This is a genomic window from Streptomyces sp. NPDC048277 (assembly GCF_040652235.1).
Classification (GTDB): domain Bacteria; phylum Actinomycetota; class Actinomycetes; order Streptomycetales; family Streptomycetaceae; genus Streptomyces.
This window is the reverse complement of record NZ_JBEZLQ010000001.1, coordinates 931,214-946,195: the sequence shown is the minus strand read 5'-3', so window position 1 is coordinate 946,195 and position 14,982 is coordinate 931,214. Positions and strand designations below refer to the sequence as shown.

Annotated in this window: 17 protein-coding genes; 9 read left to right on the top strand and 8 right to left on the bottom strand. The window is 69.9% G+C overall.

The genetic code is table 11. From position 1 onward, the window contains the following. Nucleotides 1-7 precede the first annotated feature (7 nt). Both AB0D85_RS04455 and AB0D85_RS04450 read right to left on the bottom strand, forming a co-directional pair. Nucleotides 8-973, bottom strand: coding sequence for a zinc-binding dehydrogenase (locus AB0D85_RS04455; protein ID WP_362313260.1), 966 nt, complete (start codon nt 971-973; stop codon nt 8-10). Between the two features lie 266 nt (nt 974-1,239). Continuing rightward, nucleotides 1,240-2,472 (bottom strand): NADP-dependent malic enzyme, encoded by a 1,233-nt coding sequence (locus AB0D85_RS04450; protein WP_362313257.1) that lies wholly within the window; start codon nt 2,470-2,472, stop codon nt 1,240-1,242. Nucleotides 2,473-3,056: 584 nt separating this feature from the next. Here AB0D85_RS04450 and AB0D85_RS04445 point away from each other — a divergent pair. Genes AB0D85_RS04445 through AB0D85_RS04435 form a run of 3 tightly spaced genes read left to right on the top strand, consistent with a single transcriptional unit; the run spans nt 3,057 to nt 5,797 of the window. Beyond that, complete coding sequence (locus AB0D85_RS04445) at nt 3,057-4,019, top strand: ABC transporter substrate-binding protein (protein WP_362313254.1); 963 nt, start codon at nt 3,057-3,059, stop codon at nt 4,017-4,019. Nucleotides 4,020-4,070: 51 nt separating this feature from the next. Next, a complete protein-coding gene (locus AB0D85_RS04440) occupies nt 4,071-5,000 on the top strand; it encodes an amino acid ABC transporter permease (protein ID WP_362313251.1) in 930 nt (309 codons plus the stop codon). Continuing rightward, nucleotides 4,997-5,797: an amino acid ABC transporter ATP-binding protein gene (locus AB0D85_RS04435; protein ID WP_362313248.1), complete on the top strand. Its 801-nt coding sequence runs from the start codon at nt 4,997-4,999 to the stop codon at nt 5,795-5,797. The genes AB0D85_RS04440 and AB0D85_RS04435 overlap by 4 nt, the downstream gene beginning before the upstream one ends. Before the next feature lie 92 nt (nt 5,798-5,889). Here AB0D85_RS04435 and AB0D85_RS04430 read toward each other — a convergent pair whose 3' ends face one another. Then, the gene (locus AB0D85_RS04430; protein ID WP_362313245.1) at nt 5,890-6,660 is read right to left on the bottom strand and encodes a class I SAM-dependent methyltransferase; all 771 of its coding nucleotides are present in this window, start codon (nt 6,658-6,660) and stop codon (nt 5,890-5,892) included. Nucleotides 6,661-6,760: 100 nt separating this feature from the next. Here AB0D85_RS04430 and AB0D85_RS04425 point away from each other — a divergent pair, with 100 nt between their 5' ends. Continuing rightward, entirely contained in the window at nt 6,761-7,408 is a 648-nt protein-coding gene (locus tag AB0D85_RS04425) for a CGNR zinc finger domain-containing protein (RefSeq protein ID WP_362313242.1), read from the top strand. On the opposite strand, the gene sodX is transcribed toward AB0D85_RS04425, so the two are convergent. Further along, nucleotides 7,294-7,746, bottom strand: a complete 453-nt coding sequence (gene sodX / locus AB0D85_RS04420) for a nickel-type superoxide dismutase maturation protease (RefSeq protein ID WP_362313519.1) — start codon at nt 7,744-7,746, stop codon at nt 7,294-7,296. The genes AB0D85_RS04425 and sodX overlap by 115 nt on opposite strands. Before the next feature lie 145 nt (nt 7,747-7,891). Between sodX and sodN the strand changes: the two genes are divergently transcribed. Next, a complete protein-coding gene (gene sodN, locus AB0D85_RS04415; RefSeq protein ID WP_093780820.1) occupies nt 7,892-8,287 on the top strand; it encodes a superoxide dismutase, Ni in 396 nt (131 codons plus the stop codon). A 138-nt stretch (nt 8,288-8,425) separates the two neighbouring features. Here the strand turns inward: sodN and AB0D85_RS04410 are convergent, their stop codons facing one another. From AB0D85_RS04410 to AB0D85_RS04395, 4 genes are all read right to left on the bottom strand, one after another. Further along, complete coding sequence (locus tag AB0D85_RS04410) at nt 8,426-8,905, bottom strand: GNAT family N-acetyltransferase (protein ID WP_362313238.1); 480 nt, start codon at nt 8,903-8,905, stop codon at nt 8,426-8,428. Nucleotides 8,906-9,016: 111 nt separating this feature from the next. After that, nucleotides 9,017-9,922, bottom strand: a complete 906-nt coding sequence (gene ppk2 / locus AB0D85_RS04405) for a polyphosphate kinase 2 (RefSeq protein ID WP_362313235.1) — start codon at nt 9,920-9,922, stop codon at nt 9,017-9,019. 34 nt (nt 9,923-9,956) lie between these two features. Then, nucleotides 9,957-10,187 (bottom strand): hypothetical protein, encoded by a 231-nt coding sequence (locus AB0D85_RS04400; protein ID WP_362313232.1) that lies wholly within the window; start codon nt 10,185-10,187, stop codon nt 9,957-9,959. Nucleotides 10,188-10,201: 14 nt separating this feature from the next. Next, the gene (locus AB0D85_RS04395) at nt 10,202-11,356 is read right to left on the bottom strand and encodes an inorganic phosphate transporter (RefSeq protein ID WP_362313229.1); all 1,155 of its coding nucleotides are present in this window, start codon (nt 11,354-11,356) and stop codon (nt 10,202-10,204) included. A gap of 106 nt (nt 11,357-11,462) precedes the next feature. Here AB0D85_RS04395 and AB0D85_RS04390 point away from each other — a divergent pair, with 106 nt between their 5' ends. The 4 genes from AB0D85_RS04390 (at nt 11,463) to AB0D85_RS04375 (ending at nt 14,962) form a co-directional block, all read left to right on the top strand. Further along, a complete protein-coding gene (locus tag AB0D85_RS04390; RefSeq protein WP_316783852.1) occupies nt 11,463-11,861 on the top strand; it encodes a helix-turn-helix transcriptional regulator in 399 nt (132 codons plus the stop codon). 141 nt (nt 11,862-12,002) lie between these two features. Further along, a complete protein-coding gene (locus AB0D85_RS04385; RefSeq protein ID WP_362313226.1) occupies nt 12,003-12,371 on the top strand; it encodes a hypothetical protein in 369 nt (122 codons plus the stop codon). Between the two features lies 1 nt (nt 12,372). Further along, the gene (locus AB0D85_RS04380; protein WP_362313223.1) at nt 12,373-13,689 is read left to right on the top strand and encodes a tetratricopeptide repeat protein; all 1,317 of its coding nucleotides are present in this window, start codon (nt 12,373-12,375) and stop codon (nt 13,687-13,689) included. A gap of 16 nt (nt 13,690-13,705) precedes the next feature. Beyond that, nucleotides 13,706-14,962: a Clp protease N-terminal domain-containing protein gene (locus tag AB0D85_RS04375; RefSeq protein ID WP_362313220.1), complete on the top strand. Its 1,257-nt coding sequence runs from the start codon at nt 13,706-13,708 to the stop codon at nt 14,960-14,962. The last annotated feature ends 20 nt before the right edge of the window (nt 14,963-14,982 follow it).

Below are 14,982 nucleotides of genomic sequence, written 5' to 3'. Positions count from 1 at the left end.
CTCCCGTTCAGGAGGTGGTGAGCACGATCTTCCCGAACTGGTCGCCGGACTCCAGCCGTTCGAAGCCCTCGCGGGCGCGGTCGAGCGGGAGCAGTTCGTCGATGACGGGGCGTACACCGGTCGCGGCGCAGAAGGAGAGCAGGTCCTCCAGCTCGTCCTTGGTGCCCATGGTCGAGCCGACGACCTTCAGTTCGAGGAAGAAGATCCGGGTCAGCTCGGCGTGCGAGGGCCGGTCGCCGCTGGTGGCGCCGGAGATGACGATGGTGCCGCCGGGCCGCAGCGACTTCACCGAGTGGGACCAGGTGGCGGCGCCGACGGTCTCGATGACGGCGTCCACGCGCTGCGGCAGCCGGGCTCCCGGCTCCACCGCCTCCACGGCGCCCAGCTCCAGGGCCCGCTTGCGCTTCGCCTCGTCCCGGCTGGTGGCGAAGACCCGCAGCCCCGCGGCCTTGCCGAGCACGATCGCGGCCGTGGCGACACCGCCGCCCGCGCCCTGCACGAGGACGGAGTCGCCGGGACGTACGCCCGCGTTGGTGAAGAGCATCCGGTACGCCGTCAGCCAGGCGGTGGGCAGACAGGCGGCCTCCGCGAAGGAGAGTTCCCTGGGCTTGGGCAGGATGTTCCAGGTGGGTACGGCGACCTGCTCGGCGAAGGTGCCCTGGTAGCGCTCGGTGAGGATGGACCGGGGCTCGTCGGGGCCGACGCCGTGGCCGCTCTGGCCGATCACGGAGTGCAGGACGACCTCGTTGCCGTCCGCGTCGACGCCGGCGGCGTCACAGCCGAGGATCATCGGCAGCCGGCCCTCGGGGAGGCCGACCCCGCGCAGGGACCAGAGGTCGTGGTGGTTGAGGGAGGCGGCCCTGACATCGACGGTGCTCCAGCCGGGCCGGGCCGCGGGGGCGGGACGGTCCCCCAACTCAAGTCCGGAGAGCGGCTGGTCGCGGTCGATTCGGGCGGCGTAGACGGCGAACATAGGGCCGACGATAGGTTCCCCGGGCCGAGGGCGAAACCGGAGACCCCTGTGACACATCCCCTCTTGCGCACAGCGCCCCGCACTCAGCGCCCCGAAAGGGGCGCGGGGCTGTACAAATATGCGGCTCCGCCGCGTGGGCGCGCCCAGCCCCCACCGACCCGCAGGTGCCCACGGCCCCCAGGTCGACGGTCACCCCGCAAGCACCCGATCGGGCGGGCCGGTGGGCAAAGAAATGGCCCCGCCCAAAAAGGACGGGGCCATCGAAGTCACCGGCGAGCAACGCCCTCGGCCCGCGCGGCAGCCGCAACCGCCGCGGTCACCGCGGGAGCGACCCGCTCGTCGAAGGGCGACGGGATGACATAGTCCGCGGCGAGATCGTCGCCGACGACCGCCGCCAGCGCCTCCGCCGCCGCGATCTTCATCCCCTCGGTGATCCGGGAGGCCCGCACCTGGAGCGCGCCCGCGAAGATCCCGGGGAACGCCAGCACGTTGTTGATCTGGTTCGGGAAGTCGGACCGCCCGGTCGCCACGACCGCCGCGTACTTGTGGGCGACGTCGGGGTGCACCTCGGGGTTCGGGTTGGCCATCGCGAAGACGAAGGCTCCGTCGGCCATGGAGGCGACCGCCTCCTCCGGGACCGTACCGCCGGAGACGCCGATGAAGACGTCGGCGCCGGCCAGCGCGTCCTCCAGGGTGCCCTTGAGCCCGGCCTTGTTGGTGAACCCGGCGACCTGGCGCTTGACGTCCGTGAGGTCGTCGCGGTCGGCGGAGATGATGCCCTTGCGGTCGGCGAGGGCGACGTCTCCGATGCCGGCCTCGACCAGCATCTTGGCGATGGCGACCCCGGCCGCGCCGGCGCCCGAGATCACCGCCCGGAGCTGGCCGATCTCCCGGCGGCTGAGCCGCGCCGCGTTCCGCAGCGCCGCCAGCGTGACGACGGCCGTACCGTGCTGGTCGTCGTGGAAGACCGGGATGTCGACGCGCTCCTGGAGCTTGCGCTCGATCTCGAAGCACCGCGGGGCCGAGATGTCCTCCAGGTTGATCCCCCCGAAGGAGGGAGCCAGCCGGACGACGGTCTCCACGATCTCGTCGACGCCGGTGCAGGCGAGGGCGATCGGGACCGCGTCCACGCCGCCGAACTGCTTGAAGAGGATCGCCTTGCCCTCCATCACGGGGAGGGAGGCCTCGGGGCCGATGTCCCCGAGGCCGAGCACGGCCGTGCCGTCGGTGACGACGGCGACGACGGACGACTTCCATGTGTAGTCGTTGACCAGCTCGGGCTGTTCCGCGATCGCGGTGCACACGCGCGCGACTCCGGGCGTGTACGCGAGGGAAAGGTCGTCCTTGTCACGGAGCGGCACGGTGGCCTGCACGGCCATCTTGCCGCCGCGGTGCAGCGCGAACGCCGGATCGAAGGAATCGAGGGGCTCGGCCCCGCCGTCCTGGTCCGAATTGCCCGACGTGCTGTCGCTGCGAGGATTGACGATCTCCGCTGCCACTTGTCTTACCCCTTAGGTATGCATGGTTTGAGGGTCGGCCACTCCCGGTGAGGGGGTGGGCGGGCACCGCGCAGGGCCCGATCACTGATACGTACGAGTGGCACGTACGAGCACCTGCGCGACGGGCGCGCCGCACACGCGCCCTGAGCCCCGGATGAGGGGTGTAAAGAACCTTCTTACCGGACGGACGGCGCCTGCGACGAGTCGAATAGGTGCAAGGTCACATCACGGATGTCGTAGGTAACCGACAGATGAGCGGGGAAGTGACCGGTGGAGGGCACTCGACGGCATCGCGAGATGAACCGGAGATGAACCGAAGATCTTCCGGCCGAAAGGTCGGATTCCCGCAGATGTGCGGGGGCGAGGGGCCGGTGAAGGCTCGACCTGGCGCGTGTCGGGGGTCACCCGTTATCCGATTTTGACATGGTCGCACGCCTGAATGGAGCAATCCCAATGGCAGGATGCCGTAAACCCACGAGGTCGCGACACCCGAAGGTGTGTGTTTCCGTCGACCCATCGGCATTTCGACATATCAGACACATCGGTATATCGGCTTGTTCAACCCACCGCCGGAGGAACCCACCATGACCGCAAGCTCCACCCGTCGTACCACCCTCGCGCGCTCCAGGACGGCAGCGTTCGGTGCGGTCGCGGTCGCAGGCGCCCTGCTCCTCACGGGCTGCGGTGACCACACGGACAAGGGCAGCGGCAGCGGCTCGTCCTCGTCCTCCTCCTCGGCCCCGCTGGCGAGCAAGCTGCCGGCGGACATCCGCGCGGCCGGTGTGATCAAGGTGGGCTCGGACATCGCCTATCCGCCGGTCGAGTACATGCAGAGCGGCAAGGCCGTCGGTGTCGACCCGGACATCGCGGACGCGCTGGGCAAGCAGCTGGGCGTGAAGTTCGAGTTCCAGAACGGCAAGTTCGACCAGCTCATCGTGGGACTGCAGGCCAAGCGCTTCGACGCGATCATGTCGGCGATGAACGACACGAAGGACCGCCAGAACGGCATCGACTCCGACACCGGCAAGAAGGTCGGCAGCGGCGTCGACTTCGTCGACTACTTCACCGCCGGTACCTCGATCCTGGTCCAGAAGGGCAACCCCAAGGGCGTCAAGTCCCTGGACGACCTGTGCGGCCAGGTCGTGGCGCTGCAGAAGGGCACCACGTCCGAGGGCATCGCCAAGGCGCAGAGCACGAAGTGTACGAAGGACGGCAAGAAGGCCATCACGCTGCAGACCTTCGACACCGACCCCGAGGCGCTGCTCCGGCTGAAGCAGGGCGCCTCCGTCGCCGACCTGAACGACTTCCCCGTGGCCGCCTACAACGCCAAGACCTCCGGCAGCGGCAAGGACTTCGAGGTCGTCGGCGACCAGATCGAGGCCGGCCCGTACGGCATCGCGGTCAGCAAGGAGAACACCCAGCTGCGCGACGCGATCCAGGCCGCGGTGGCCGCCATCATCAAGAACGGCGACTACCAGAAGATCCTGGAGAAGTGGAACGTCACGCAGGGCGCGGCCACCGAGGCGAAGATCAACGGCGGCTCCTGAACGGCCCGGGCACGACTGAAGACCGACACGGGTCTATGAAGGGCTGTCACTGTGACTGACACGGTCGACAAGACTCCGGCGCCCTCGGTGCCGCCGGAGCAGATCAAGGCCATCCCGGTGCGCCACTACGGCCGCTGGGTGGCCGCCGCGGTGGTCATCGCCGTCCTGGTGCTGATCGGCATCGCGTTCTCCAACGCGAAGATCAACTACAGCATCGTCCCGGACTACCTGACCGACGGGACGATCCTGTCGGGCGCCTGGCACACGCTGTACATCTCGGTCCTCGCCATGCTGCTCGGCCTGGTCCTGGGCGTGATCCTCGCGATCATGCGGATGTCCTCGAACCCGGTCACCAGCACGGTGGCCTGGTTCTACATCTGGTTCTTCCGGGGCACCCCGGTCCTGGTCCAGCTGCTCCTCTGGTACAACATCGCGCTCGTGTTCCCCATCCTCAACCTGGGGTTCTACAAGAACGAGATGAACGAGGTGATGACGCCGTTCCTGGCGGCGCTGCTGGGCCTCGGCCTGAACGAGGCCGCGTACATGTCGGAGATCGTCCGGGCCGGTATCCAGTCCGTCGACGAGGGCCAGACGGAGGCCTCGCACGCGCTGGGCATGACCCAGAGCAAGACCCTGCGCCGGGTGATCCTGCCGCAGGCGATGCGGGTCATCGTGCCGCCGACCGGCAACGAGTTCATCAACATGCTGAAGACCTCGTCGCTGGCGTACGTGGTCCAGTTCAACGAGCTGATCAAGCGCGCCACGGACATCTCCAGCACCTCGCTGGCGGTGGTCGAGATGTACTTCGTGGCGTCCATCTGGTACCTGATGCTGACCACAATCTTCAGCATCGTGCAGTACTACATCGAGCGCCGTTACGCCCGCGGCTCCTCGCGCAGTCTGCCGCCGACGCCGTTGCAGCGCCTGCGCAGGAACCTGTCCCAGTGGGCTTCGTTCCGTCGCCCGGAGGTGGCCCGATGAGCGGTCTCGCCAAGGACATCCCCCCGCCCAGCAGCGGCGCCCCGATGGTCAAGGCCGAGGGTGTGCACAAGTCGTTCGGGCTTGCGCACATCCTCAAGGGCATCGACCTGGAGGTGCTCCCGCGCGAGGTGTTCTGCCTGATCGGCCCGTCCGGTTCGGGCAAGTCGACCTTCCTGCGGTGCATCAACCATCTGGAGAAGATCAGCGCCGGCCGCCTCTACGTCGACGGCCAGCTGGTCGGCTACCGCCAGCACGGCGACAAGCTCTACGAGCTGAAGGAGAAGGAGGTCGCGGCGCAGCGGCGGGACATCGGCATGGTGTTCCAGCGCTTCAACCTCTTCCCGCACATGACGGCCCTGGAGAACGTCATGGAGGCGCCGGTCCAGGTCAAGGGCGAGTCCAAGGCCGTGGCCCGGGAGCGGGCGCAGCGCCTGCTCGACCGGGTCGGCCTCGGCGACCGTACCGGCCACTACCCGGCGCAGCTCTCCGGCGGCCAGCAGCAGCGCGTCGCGATCGCCCGCGCGCTCGCCATGCAGCCGAAGCTGATGCTCTTCGACGAGCCGACCTCCGCGCTCGACCCGGAGCTGGTCGGCGAGGTCCTGGACGTGATGCGGGACCTGGCCGAGGACGGCATGACGATGATCGTCGTCACCCATGAGATGGGCTTCGCCCGCGAGGTCGGCGACAGCCTGGTCTTCATGGACGACGGCGTGGTGGTCGAGTCCGGCCACCCGCGCGACGTGCTGACCAACCCCCAGCACGACCGGACGAAGTCGTTCCTGTCGAAGGTGCTGTAGCCCGGACGACGACGTGAAAGGGGCGGTACGACATCCTCGTACCGCCCCTTCCTCGTACCGCGTGCCGGCACGGCAACAGGTCTGGTGAACCCCTACTTGAGTGCGAGCAACAGCGTGTCCGAGGGGGAGCACCACACCGGCCGGGCCTCGGCGAACCCCTTCTCCCGCAGTGTGCGCGCGTGCCAGGCCGGCGACGGCATGTCACCGTCCGCGTGTTCGCCGTAGATCTCGAACCGGCGGGCCGTCGGACCGGCCAGCACCGGGTCCTGAGCGGCCAGTTGCCACCACTCGGCCCAGTCCAGCGCCCCCGCCTCCTTGGCCTGATCCATCCGGCGATGGCGCAGCGCCCGTTCCGCCGCATTGATCCGGGGCGTGCCGTCGTCGATCATGTGGTCCGCGTTCATGAAGACACCGCCGTCGCGGACGAGTCCCGCGACCTGACCGTAGAGGGCCGCGAGGGGTTCGCTGTGCAGCCAGTGCAGGGCCGTGGCGGTCAGGACGGCGTCGTACGAGTCGTACGGCAGCCGCGCCGCCCACCGCGGGTCCGTGAGGTCGGCGGTGACGAACGTGACCCGGTCGTCGCCCGCGAAGGTGCCCTCGGCGATGGCGAGCAGGGCCGGGTCGAGGTCGACGCCGGTACTCACCGCGTCCGGGAAGCGTGCGAGCAGCCTGGCGGTGATGCTGCCGGTGCCGCAGGCGAGATCGAGCACCCGGGGTGCCGTGCCGACGAGGGCCTCGACCATGTCGAGCATGATCCGGAAGCGTTCCTCGCGGTCCGGCATGTACCACTCCTGCTGCCGGTCCCAGCTCTCCTGCCAGGCACCCCAGTCGGCCCCGGTCGTGGTCGTCGGTGCGTCCGTCATGGCAACCCTCCGCCGCACATATCCCGTAATACCCTGGAAGCACGACCGGCTGTTACCCGACCGCACCACCGACCATAGAGCGCCCTCGTAAGGACTACAAGTGGAACTGGCCTATTACTCGGATTACGCCGTCCGGCTCGTCAACAGTGAGGAACCGGCCCGGGGCAAGGACTCCCTGACCTCGGTCGAGGCCGTCCGCGATCTCTTCGGCGGCAACCAGCAGGCCGCCCGGCGCGCCACCGACGCCGATCTCACCCGCTTCCGCTCGGTGCGGGCCCGGCTGCGCGCGGTCTTCGAGGCGGCCGACAAGGGCGAGGAGACCCTCGCGGTGGACCTGCTGAACTCGCTGCTCCTGGAGTTCCCGGTCAGCCCGCAGATCTCCGGGCACGACTTCCGGGACGAGGACGGCCGCCCGCTGTGGCACATGCACCTGGCCGACCATCCGTCCAACGCCACCGCCGGCTACGCGGCGATCGCGGCGATGGGCCTGGCCTTCCACCTCACCGAGTACGGCGTGGACCGCCTCGGCCTGTGCGAGGCGACGCCGTGCCGCAACGCCTACCTCGACACGTCCACCAACCGCTCCCGGCGCTACTGCTCGGACCGCTGTGCGACCCGCGCCAACGTGGCCGCCTACCGGGCCCGCAAACGCCTGGAGGCGGAACGGCCCGACCGGACCGAACGGTCCGAGAGCACCGGCCGCGCCGCCGAGAGCGCCCAGCGCACCAGCGCCAGCGGCGAGCGCTGACCGGCCGCGCGCGGCCGGTAACGGAACAGGGCCCGGCCGAGGATCAGCTCCTCCGGCACGGTCCCGTAGTCATTGCTGTCACTGCTGCCCGACTGGTTGTCCCCCAGCACCCACCAGCCGCCCTCGCGCAGCTCCACGGCCCGCTTGACGACGAGCAGGTCCTGCTGGAAAGGGTGGCGCAGGACGACGACATCACCGGCCCTCACCCGGGCCCCGTACCGCACCAGGAGCTGATCCCCCTGGTACAGCGTGGGCACCATGGACGGGCCGGTCACCTCGGCCAGTCCGAAGGGCGCGGCGCCCCTCCCCCGCTCGGTCTCCTGCGACAGCTCCGGCATCCCCGGCACCTCCCCGGTCCGTTCCTCCACCAGTCTCAGTCTGACCCTGGACTTTTGTCCTAAGCCCATGGGGGCACTCGCGAAATCACGCTTCCCAGGGAGTAATGTCCCACCTGAGAAGACGATCACGAGGAAGGAACGCTCCATGCTTTCCCGCCTGTTTGCCCCCAAGGTCAAGGTCAGCGCGCACTGCGACCTGCCCTGCGGCGTGTACGACCCGGCCCAGGCCCGCATCGAGGCGGAGTCGGTGAAGGCCGTGCAGGAGAAGATGGCCGCCAACGACGACCCGCACTTCCAGGCTCGCGCCACCGTCATCAAGGAGCAGCGCGCCGAGCTCGCCAAGCACCACGTCTCGGTGCTCTGGAGCGACTACTTCAAGCCCCCGCACTTCGAGAAGTACCCGGAGCTGCACGTCCTGGTCAACGACACTCTGAAGGCCCTGTCCGCCGCCAAGGCGTCCACGGACCCGAAGACCGGTGAGAAGGCCCTGGAGCTCATCGCCGAGATCGACAGGATCTTCTGGGAGACCAAGAAGGCCTGATCTGCGACTGTTTGAGTTGCGAATGCCTTACCCAACCGCACCCGGACCCCGGCCCGCCGGCCGTCCGGGTGCGGTTTTTTTGCCGCGTGCCGCGTGCCGTGGGCCTTCGGGGGCGCCGGGGCGCCGGGGGCGGTCTGTTCAGCGCGAGGCCGCCAGGTCCCTGAGCGGTTCGCCGGTCAGGCGGCAGATGCGCCACTCGTCCAGGAACTCCACCCCGAGCGACTTGTAGAAATCGACCGCCGGCTCGTTCCAGGACAGCACCCACCACTCGAAGCGCTCGTAGCCGCTGCGCAGGCAGAGTGCGGCGAGGGAGGCGAGCAGCGCCCTGCCGTGGCCGCCGCCGCGGGCGTGGGGCCGTACGTAGAGGTCCTCCAGGTGCATGCCCCGGGTTCCGGTCCAGGTCGAGAAGCGCGGGAACCACAGGGCGTAGCCCACGGCCTCGCCCGTGCCGTCGTCCTCGGCGATCAGGGCGTAGGCGGCGGGGTGGGCCCCGAACAGCGCCTCGCGGAGCTGCTCCTCGGTGGCCCGGGCCTGCTCGACGGCCCGTTCGTACTCGGCGAGTTCGCGGATCATCGTACGGATCTCGGCGATGTCGTTCTCGGTGGCGGCGCGGATCATGCGGAAGATCCTGGGGCACCGTGCCGGGCCGTGTCCATCCGGTTCCAGCAGCAAACCGGCAGCAGCGAAGGGGCCGGCCGGATTGTCCGGCCGGCCCCTTCGGTGGTGGTGCTAGTGACCGCCGTCGTGGTCGTCCTCGCCGGCCTCCAGGAGGCCGGCCGCCGCACCCACGACCCGCGGGTCGGGGCTGCCGACGACCTCCTCGTCCTTGTCGGCGTAGTCGAAGCGGGCCAGGACGCTGCGCATCGCCTCGACGCGGGCGCGCTTCTTGTCGTTGCTCTTGACCACGGTCCAGGGCGCGTACTCGGTGTCCGTCTCGCGGAACATCGCGACCTTCGCGGCCGTGTAGTTGTCCCAGAGGTCCAGCGAGGCGAGATCCATCGGGCTGAGCTTCCACTGCCGTACCGGGTCGACCTGGCGGATGGTGAAGCGGGTCCGCTGCTCGCCCTGCGAGACCGAGAACCAGAACTTCACCAGGTCCACCCCGTCGTCCACCAGCATCCGCTCGAACAGCGGTGCCTGGCGCATGAAGCGCCGGTACTGGTCGTCCGAGCAGAAGCCCATGACCCGCTCGACGCCGGCCCGGTTGTACCAGGAGCGGTCGAACATCACGATCTCGCCGGCGGTGGGGAGGTACTCGACGTAGCGCTGGAAGTACCACTGGCCGCTCTCGCGTTCCGTGGGCTTCTCCAGGGCCACCACGCGGGCGCCACGCGGGTTCAGGTGCTCCGTGAAGCGCTTGATCGTGCCGCCCTTGCCGGCCGCGTCCCGCCCCTCGAAGACGATGACGATCCGGCGTCCCGTCTCCTTGATCCAGCTCTGCAGCTTCAGCAGCTCGATCTGCTGCAGCCTCTTGTGCCACTCGTACTCCTTGCGCTCCATGCGGTGCGCGTACGGGTAGTTCTCCCGCCAGGTGTCGATCGGGGATCCGTCCGGGCGGATGAGTACGGGGTCGTCCGGGTCGCTGTAGTCGACCTTCAGGTCGGCCAGGTCGGACAGCAGGTCCGGCGTCGTCATCCAGTCCTCCTCAGCGGCTTGGTGGGTCGGTGTCTCAGTGGAACTGCGGCACGATCAGGTAGATGCCGTACGCCACCACCGCCACGCAGGCGAGCAGGCACAGCCCTGCCTGGGCGGCGCCGACGGCGCTGGTGCCGCCCTGCTCCTTGGCTCCCTCGTAACGGGCGAGCCCGAGGACGCCGAGGGCGAAGACGACCACCACTGCGACTGTAACTCCGATGCTCACCGCGGTGACCTGGCCGAGTGCGGTCCAGTCGATGTTCATGGGGACTCCCTCACTCAGGCGGCGGTGCCGACGTTGGACGGGGGCTGGGTACGGACGGCGACCTCGTGGTGGTCGTTGACGTTGTCGGCGTGGATCGGGTTGCGGCGCGACAGCATGACGATGCCCGCCGCGAGCGCGGCGCCGACCAGCGCGACCACGACCGTGCCGAAGTTACCGCCGTGCTTGACCGCGTACGCGGAGATGCCGCCGACCAGCGCGGCGCACGGCAGGGTGATCACCCAGGCGGCCACCATGCGGCCCGCGACGCCCCAGCGGACCTCGGCGAGACGCCGGCCGACGCCCGCGCCGAGGATGGAACCGGAGGCGACCTGCGTGGTGGACAGGGCGAAGCCCATGTGGGCGGAGGTCAGGATGACGGCCGTGGAGGCGGTCTCCGCCGCGAAGCCCTGCGGGGACTGGATCTCGGTCAGGCCCTTGCCCATGGTGCGGATGATCCGCCAGCCGCCGATGTAGGTGCCCAGCGCGATGGCGAGACCGGCGCACAGGATCACCCAGACCGGCGGGCCGGAGTCGCCGGGGAGCGCGCCGACCGAGATCAGGGTCAGGGTGATGATGCCCATGGTCTTCTGGGCGTCGTTGGTGCCGTGGGCGAGCGAGACCAGCGAGGCGGAGCCGATCTGCCCGAGCCGGAAGCCCTTGGTCACCGAGTCCGCGCGGCCGCGGGCGGTGAGCTTGTAGGCGCAGTACGTCGCGATCAGGGCGGCGACGCCCGCCACGACCGGCGAGGCGAAGGCCGGGATGATGATCTTCTCGACAACCTTGTCGAAGTTCACGGCCCCGGAGCCCGCGCCGACCCACACCGCCCCGATCAGTCCGCCGAACAGCGCGTGCGAGGAGCTGGAGGGGAGCCCTACCAGCCAGGTCAGCAGGTTCCACAGAATCGCCCCCACGAGCCCCGCGAAGATCATCGCCGGAGTCACCTTGGCGTCGTTCACAATGCCGCCGGAGATCGTCTTGGCGACCTCCGTGGAGAGGAAGGCCCCGACCAGGTTCAGAACACCGCTGATCAGAACAGCTGTCTTCGGTTTGAGCGCGCCGGTCGCGATGGACGTTGCCATCGCGTTCGCCGTGTCGTGAAACCCGTTGGTGAAGTCGAAAGCGAGTGCTGTGACGATCACGACCGCCACGAGGAACGTGATGTGGTCCATTCCTCTATGCAAACAAGCGCGGGCCAATTGCGCGAGAACCGGAGGGAAACGGAACTCCAAGAACAAACCCGGTCCGTGTGCGCGATGTGCGTGCCATCCTGGGGCGATGACCCTGGAGGACCTGCGGCGGCTGCGCCGGGCCCGCGACCGGATGGACCGCGAGTACGCCGAGCCGCTCGACATGGCCGAACTCGCCCGTACGGCCCTGATGTCCCCCGGCCATTTCCAGCGCAGCTTCCGCAAGGCCTTCGGGGAGACGCCGTACAGCTACCTCATGACCCGGCGGGTCGAGCGGGCCAAGGCGCTGCTCCGCAGGGGTGACCTCACGGTGACCGAGGTGTGCATGGCCGTCGGCTGTACGTCGCTGGGTTCCTTCAGCTCGCGGTTCACCGAACTGGTCGGGGAGACGCCGAGCGCGTACCGGGCGCGGGACCACGAGGAGAGCACGGTGATCCCGTCCTGCGTGGCCCGTACCTTCACCCGCCCGCGCCGCCGGCCGTACTGACCGTTCGCGACGCGGTACGCGCCGTACCTACCCAGGTCACTCCCCGCTTCCCGGCCGTACACTGGCCGTCATCACCGTCATCATCAACACCGTTGCCCGACAAGGCATGTGGACCAGGCCTTGCACACATCCGGGGGAGCCGTGGCAACCGCGTTCATCTCCGTCCTCAGCCCCGACCCGGTCATGGACGCAGAGTCCCTGACCGACTGGCTCAGGGGCGAGCCCGCGCTCGCCGGCAAGGTCCGGCTGACCGGGGGCGCCCCGGCCGCGGGCCAGCTAGGCGTGCCGCTCGACACGGTGTCCGTGCTGCTGGGCGCCGGCGGCCCGCTCACCGTGCTCGCCTCCTGTCTGCGCGCCTGGATCACCCAGCCGCGCCGCAGCGACGTGAAGCTCAGCGTGAAGCACGAGAACGGGCCCGCGGTCGAGATCGACGCCAAGCGGGTCAGCCACGAGGACGTGGAACGGCTCCTGCGCCAGGCCCTGGACCGGCAGCAGGATCCGCAGGCGTGACGTGCGCCTACCCGACCCCCACCGCTCCCGGGTCGTGCTGATCGGCGCGAGCCGCTACTCCGACCCGGCCCTGCCCGACCTGCCGGTCGTCGGGAAGACCGTCACCGATCTCGCCGAACTGCTCACCGAGCCGTACTACGGGCTCGTCCCCGACAGCCACTGCACGATGCTGCTCGACGACGGCGACCTGCGGACGGTCGGCGACCGGCTGCGCTCCGCCGTGGCCGAGGCCGAGGACCTCCTGCTGGTGTACTACGCCGGTCACGGCCTGGTCGCCGGCCGCCGCCACACCCTGTATCTCGCCCTGCCGGACAGCCGCTGGGAGGCGCCCGAGTTCAACTCCCTGGAGTACGACAAGCTCCGCGACGCCGTCCTCGACTCCCCCGCCGAGACCAAGGTGGTCGTCCTCGACTGCTGCTTCTCCGGCCGGGCCGTCGGCGACGCGCTCGGCGGCGAGGCGGGGCGGATCGACCAGCTGGAGGTCACCGGCACCTACGTCCTCACCTCCGCCCAGCGCGACCAGGTCGCCCTCGCCCTGCCGGAAGAGGAACACACCGCGTTCTCGGGCCGGTTGATACGGCTGCTGCGCGAAGGGGTCGTCGGCGGGCCCGAGTTGCTCACGATCGACGACCTCTACCGCCGGCTGAGCGCCATCATGGCCGCCGAGGGCCTGCCCACCCCGCTCAACCGGGGCGCCGGCACCGCCTCTTCCCTCGCCCTGGGCATCAACCGCGCGTTCGCCACCACCGCGGGCCCCGAACTGCGCCGACGGCATGTCGACGCCGTCGAGCAGGGCAAGGCCGGGGACTGGGCGGGGGCCGCCGAGCAGCTCCGGAAGACCGTGGACGAGCAGACCCGGATCCTGGGCGCCGAGCACGAGGACACCCTGCGCGGCCGCCAGTCCCACGCGCACAGCCTGGGCGGCGCGGGCAGCCCGGTGGAGGCGGCGGGCCTGCTGCGCCAACTCCTCGCGGACCAGCTGCGGTTGCTGGGCCCGGACCATGAGGACACCCTGCGGACGCGGCAGTTCCTCGCCGTGAACCTCGGCGAGGCGGGGCATCGCGAGGAGGCGGTCGGGATGCTCCGGGTGCTGCTCGCGGACCGCGGGCGGGTGCTGGGCCCGGAACATCCGCACACCCTGCGGACCCGGCATCTGCTGGCCAGGAACCTGGCGTCCACCGGCGCGCGGGAGGAGGCGCTGGCGCTGCTCAGGGAGGTGGTGGCGGTGCGGGAGCGGGTACTGGGGGCGGACCATCCGCACACGCGGCGGGCTCGGGAGGACATGGCGGGGGTGAGCGGTGTACGAGAGGTTCGATGAGCGGGCGCGAGACGTAGTGGATCGAGCGCGGTCTCAGGCACGGGAGCTCAAACACGCGTACGTCGAGCCGGGGCACATCCTGCTGGCGCTGCTCGATCTGGACGAGGAGAACGTCGTCACCATCCTGGAGGCGCGGGCCGAAGGGCTGCGAGCGGGGCTGGTCTCGGCCCTGGGCAAGGGCACTGTCGAGCCCGGTGAGTTCCTGCCGCTGACCGGTGAGGCCACCGCCGTGCTCGAACTGGCGCCCCAGGAGGCCGACCGGCTCGGTCATGACCTCGTGGGGCCGCTCCATGTCCTGCTCGCTCTGCTGTCGGCCGGGAACACCCTGGTCGCGGACGTCCTCGCCGCCAACCTGGTCGACCCACGGCAGGCACACTCGTCGATCGCCGAACCGGAGATCACCTCCCTCACCCGGGACCTGACCGTCGTCTCGGGCCCCGTCATCGGCCGCGCCACCGAGATCGACCGCGTCCTGCAGACCCTGACCCGCCGCGACCGCCGGTTCCCCCTCCTCACCGGCGAACCCGGCGTGGGAAAGGAGGCGGTGGCCATGGGCGTCGCCCGAGCCGTGGCCGAGGGACAGGTACCGGCCGTCCTCCAGGGCCGCCGTGTCCGGGCCCTGGACCTGGCTGCCGTCCTGGCCGATCCCCGCCACCGCGCCCGTGGCAACGCCTTGATCGCCGGCCTTCTGAACGAGGTCAAAGACACCGCCGACCTGCTCATCTATCTGAACGGCGCCCTCACTCCGCTGCACCTCCCCGAGGGCACCACCACCCCCCTAGGCCTGCTCCGCCCGCTCCTCGACACCCCGGGTGTACTGGCCTTCGGCGACTGCGGACCCATGGAGTACGGCCACCGGGATCCCGACCCCGGCCTCGACCGCCTGATCCAGCCCATCCCCGTCGCCGAACCGACCGACGCCGACGTACTCGAGATCCTCCGTGTCTGCCGTGCACGCCTCGCGCACCATCACGCCGTGACCTTCACCGACGAGTCCCTGGCGGCAGCAGCCGCCCTGGCCCGCGATCACGTGCCCGACCGGGCGCTCCCCGGCTCGGCCATCGGCCTCCTCGACGAGGCGGCCGCCCTGGCCCGGACCCACGCCGCCCGCACCGGCACACCCCCGGGCCAGGACCCGGACCACCCCCTGACCGTCACCGACATTCACGTCGCCCAGGCCCTCGCCGCCGCCTCCGGCATCCGCACCCCGGCACCCGCCACCCGGGCCACCACGCCCCCCGCTCACGACCCCTACGTCTGGGCCATGAGCTGACCCGAGCCGGCCGGGCACGG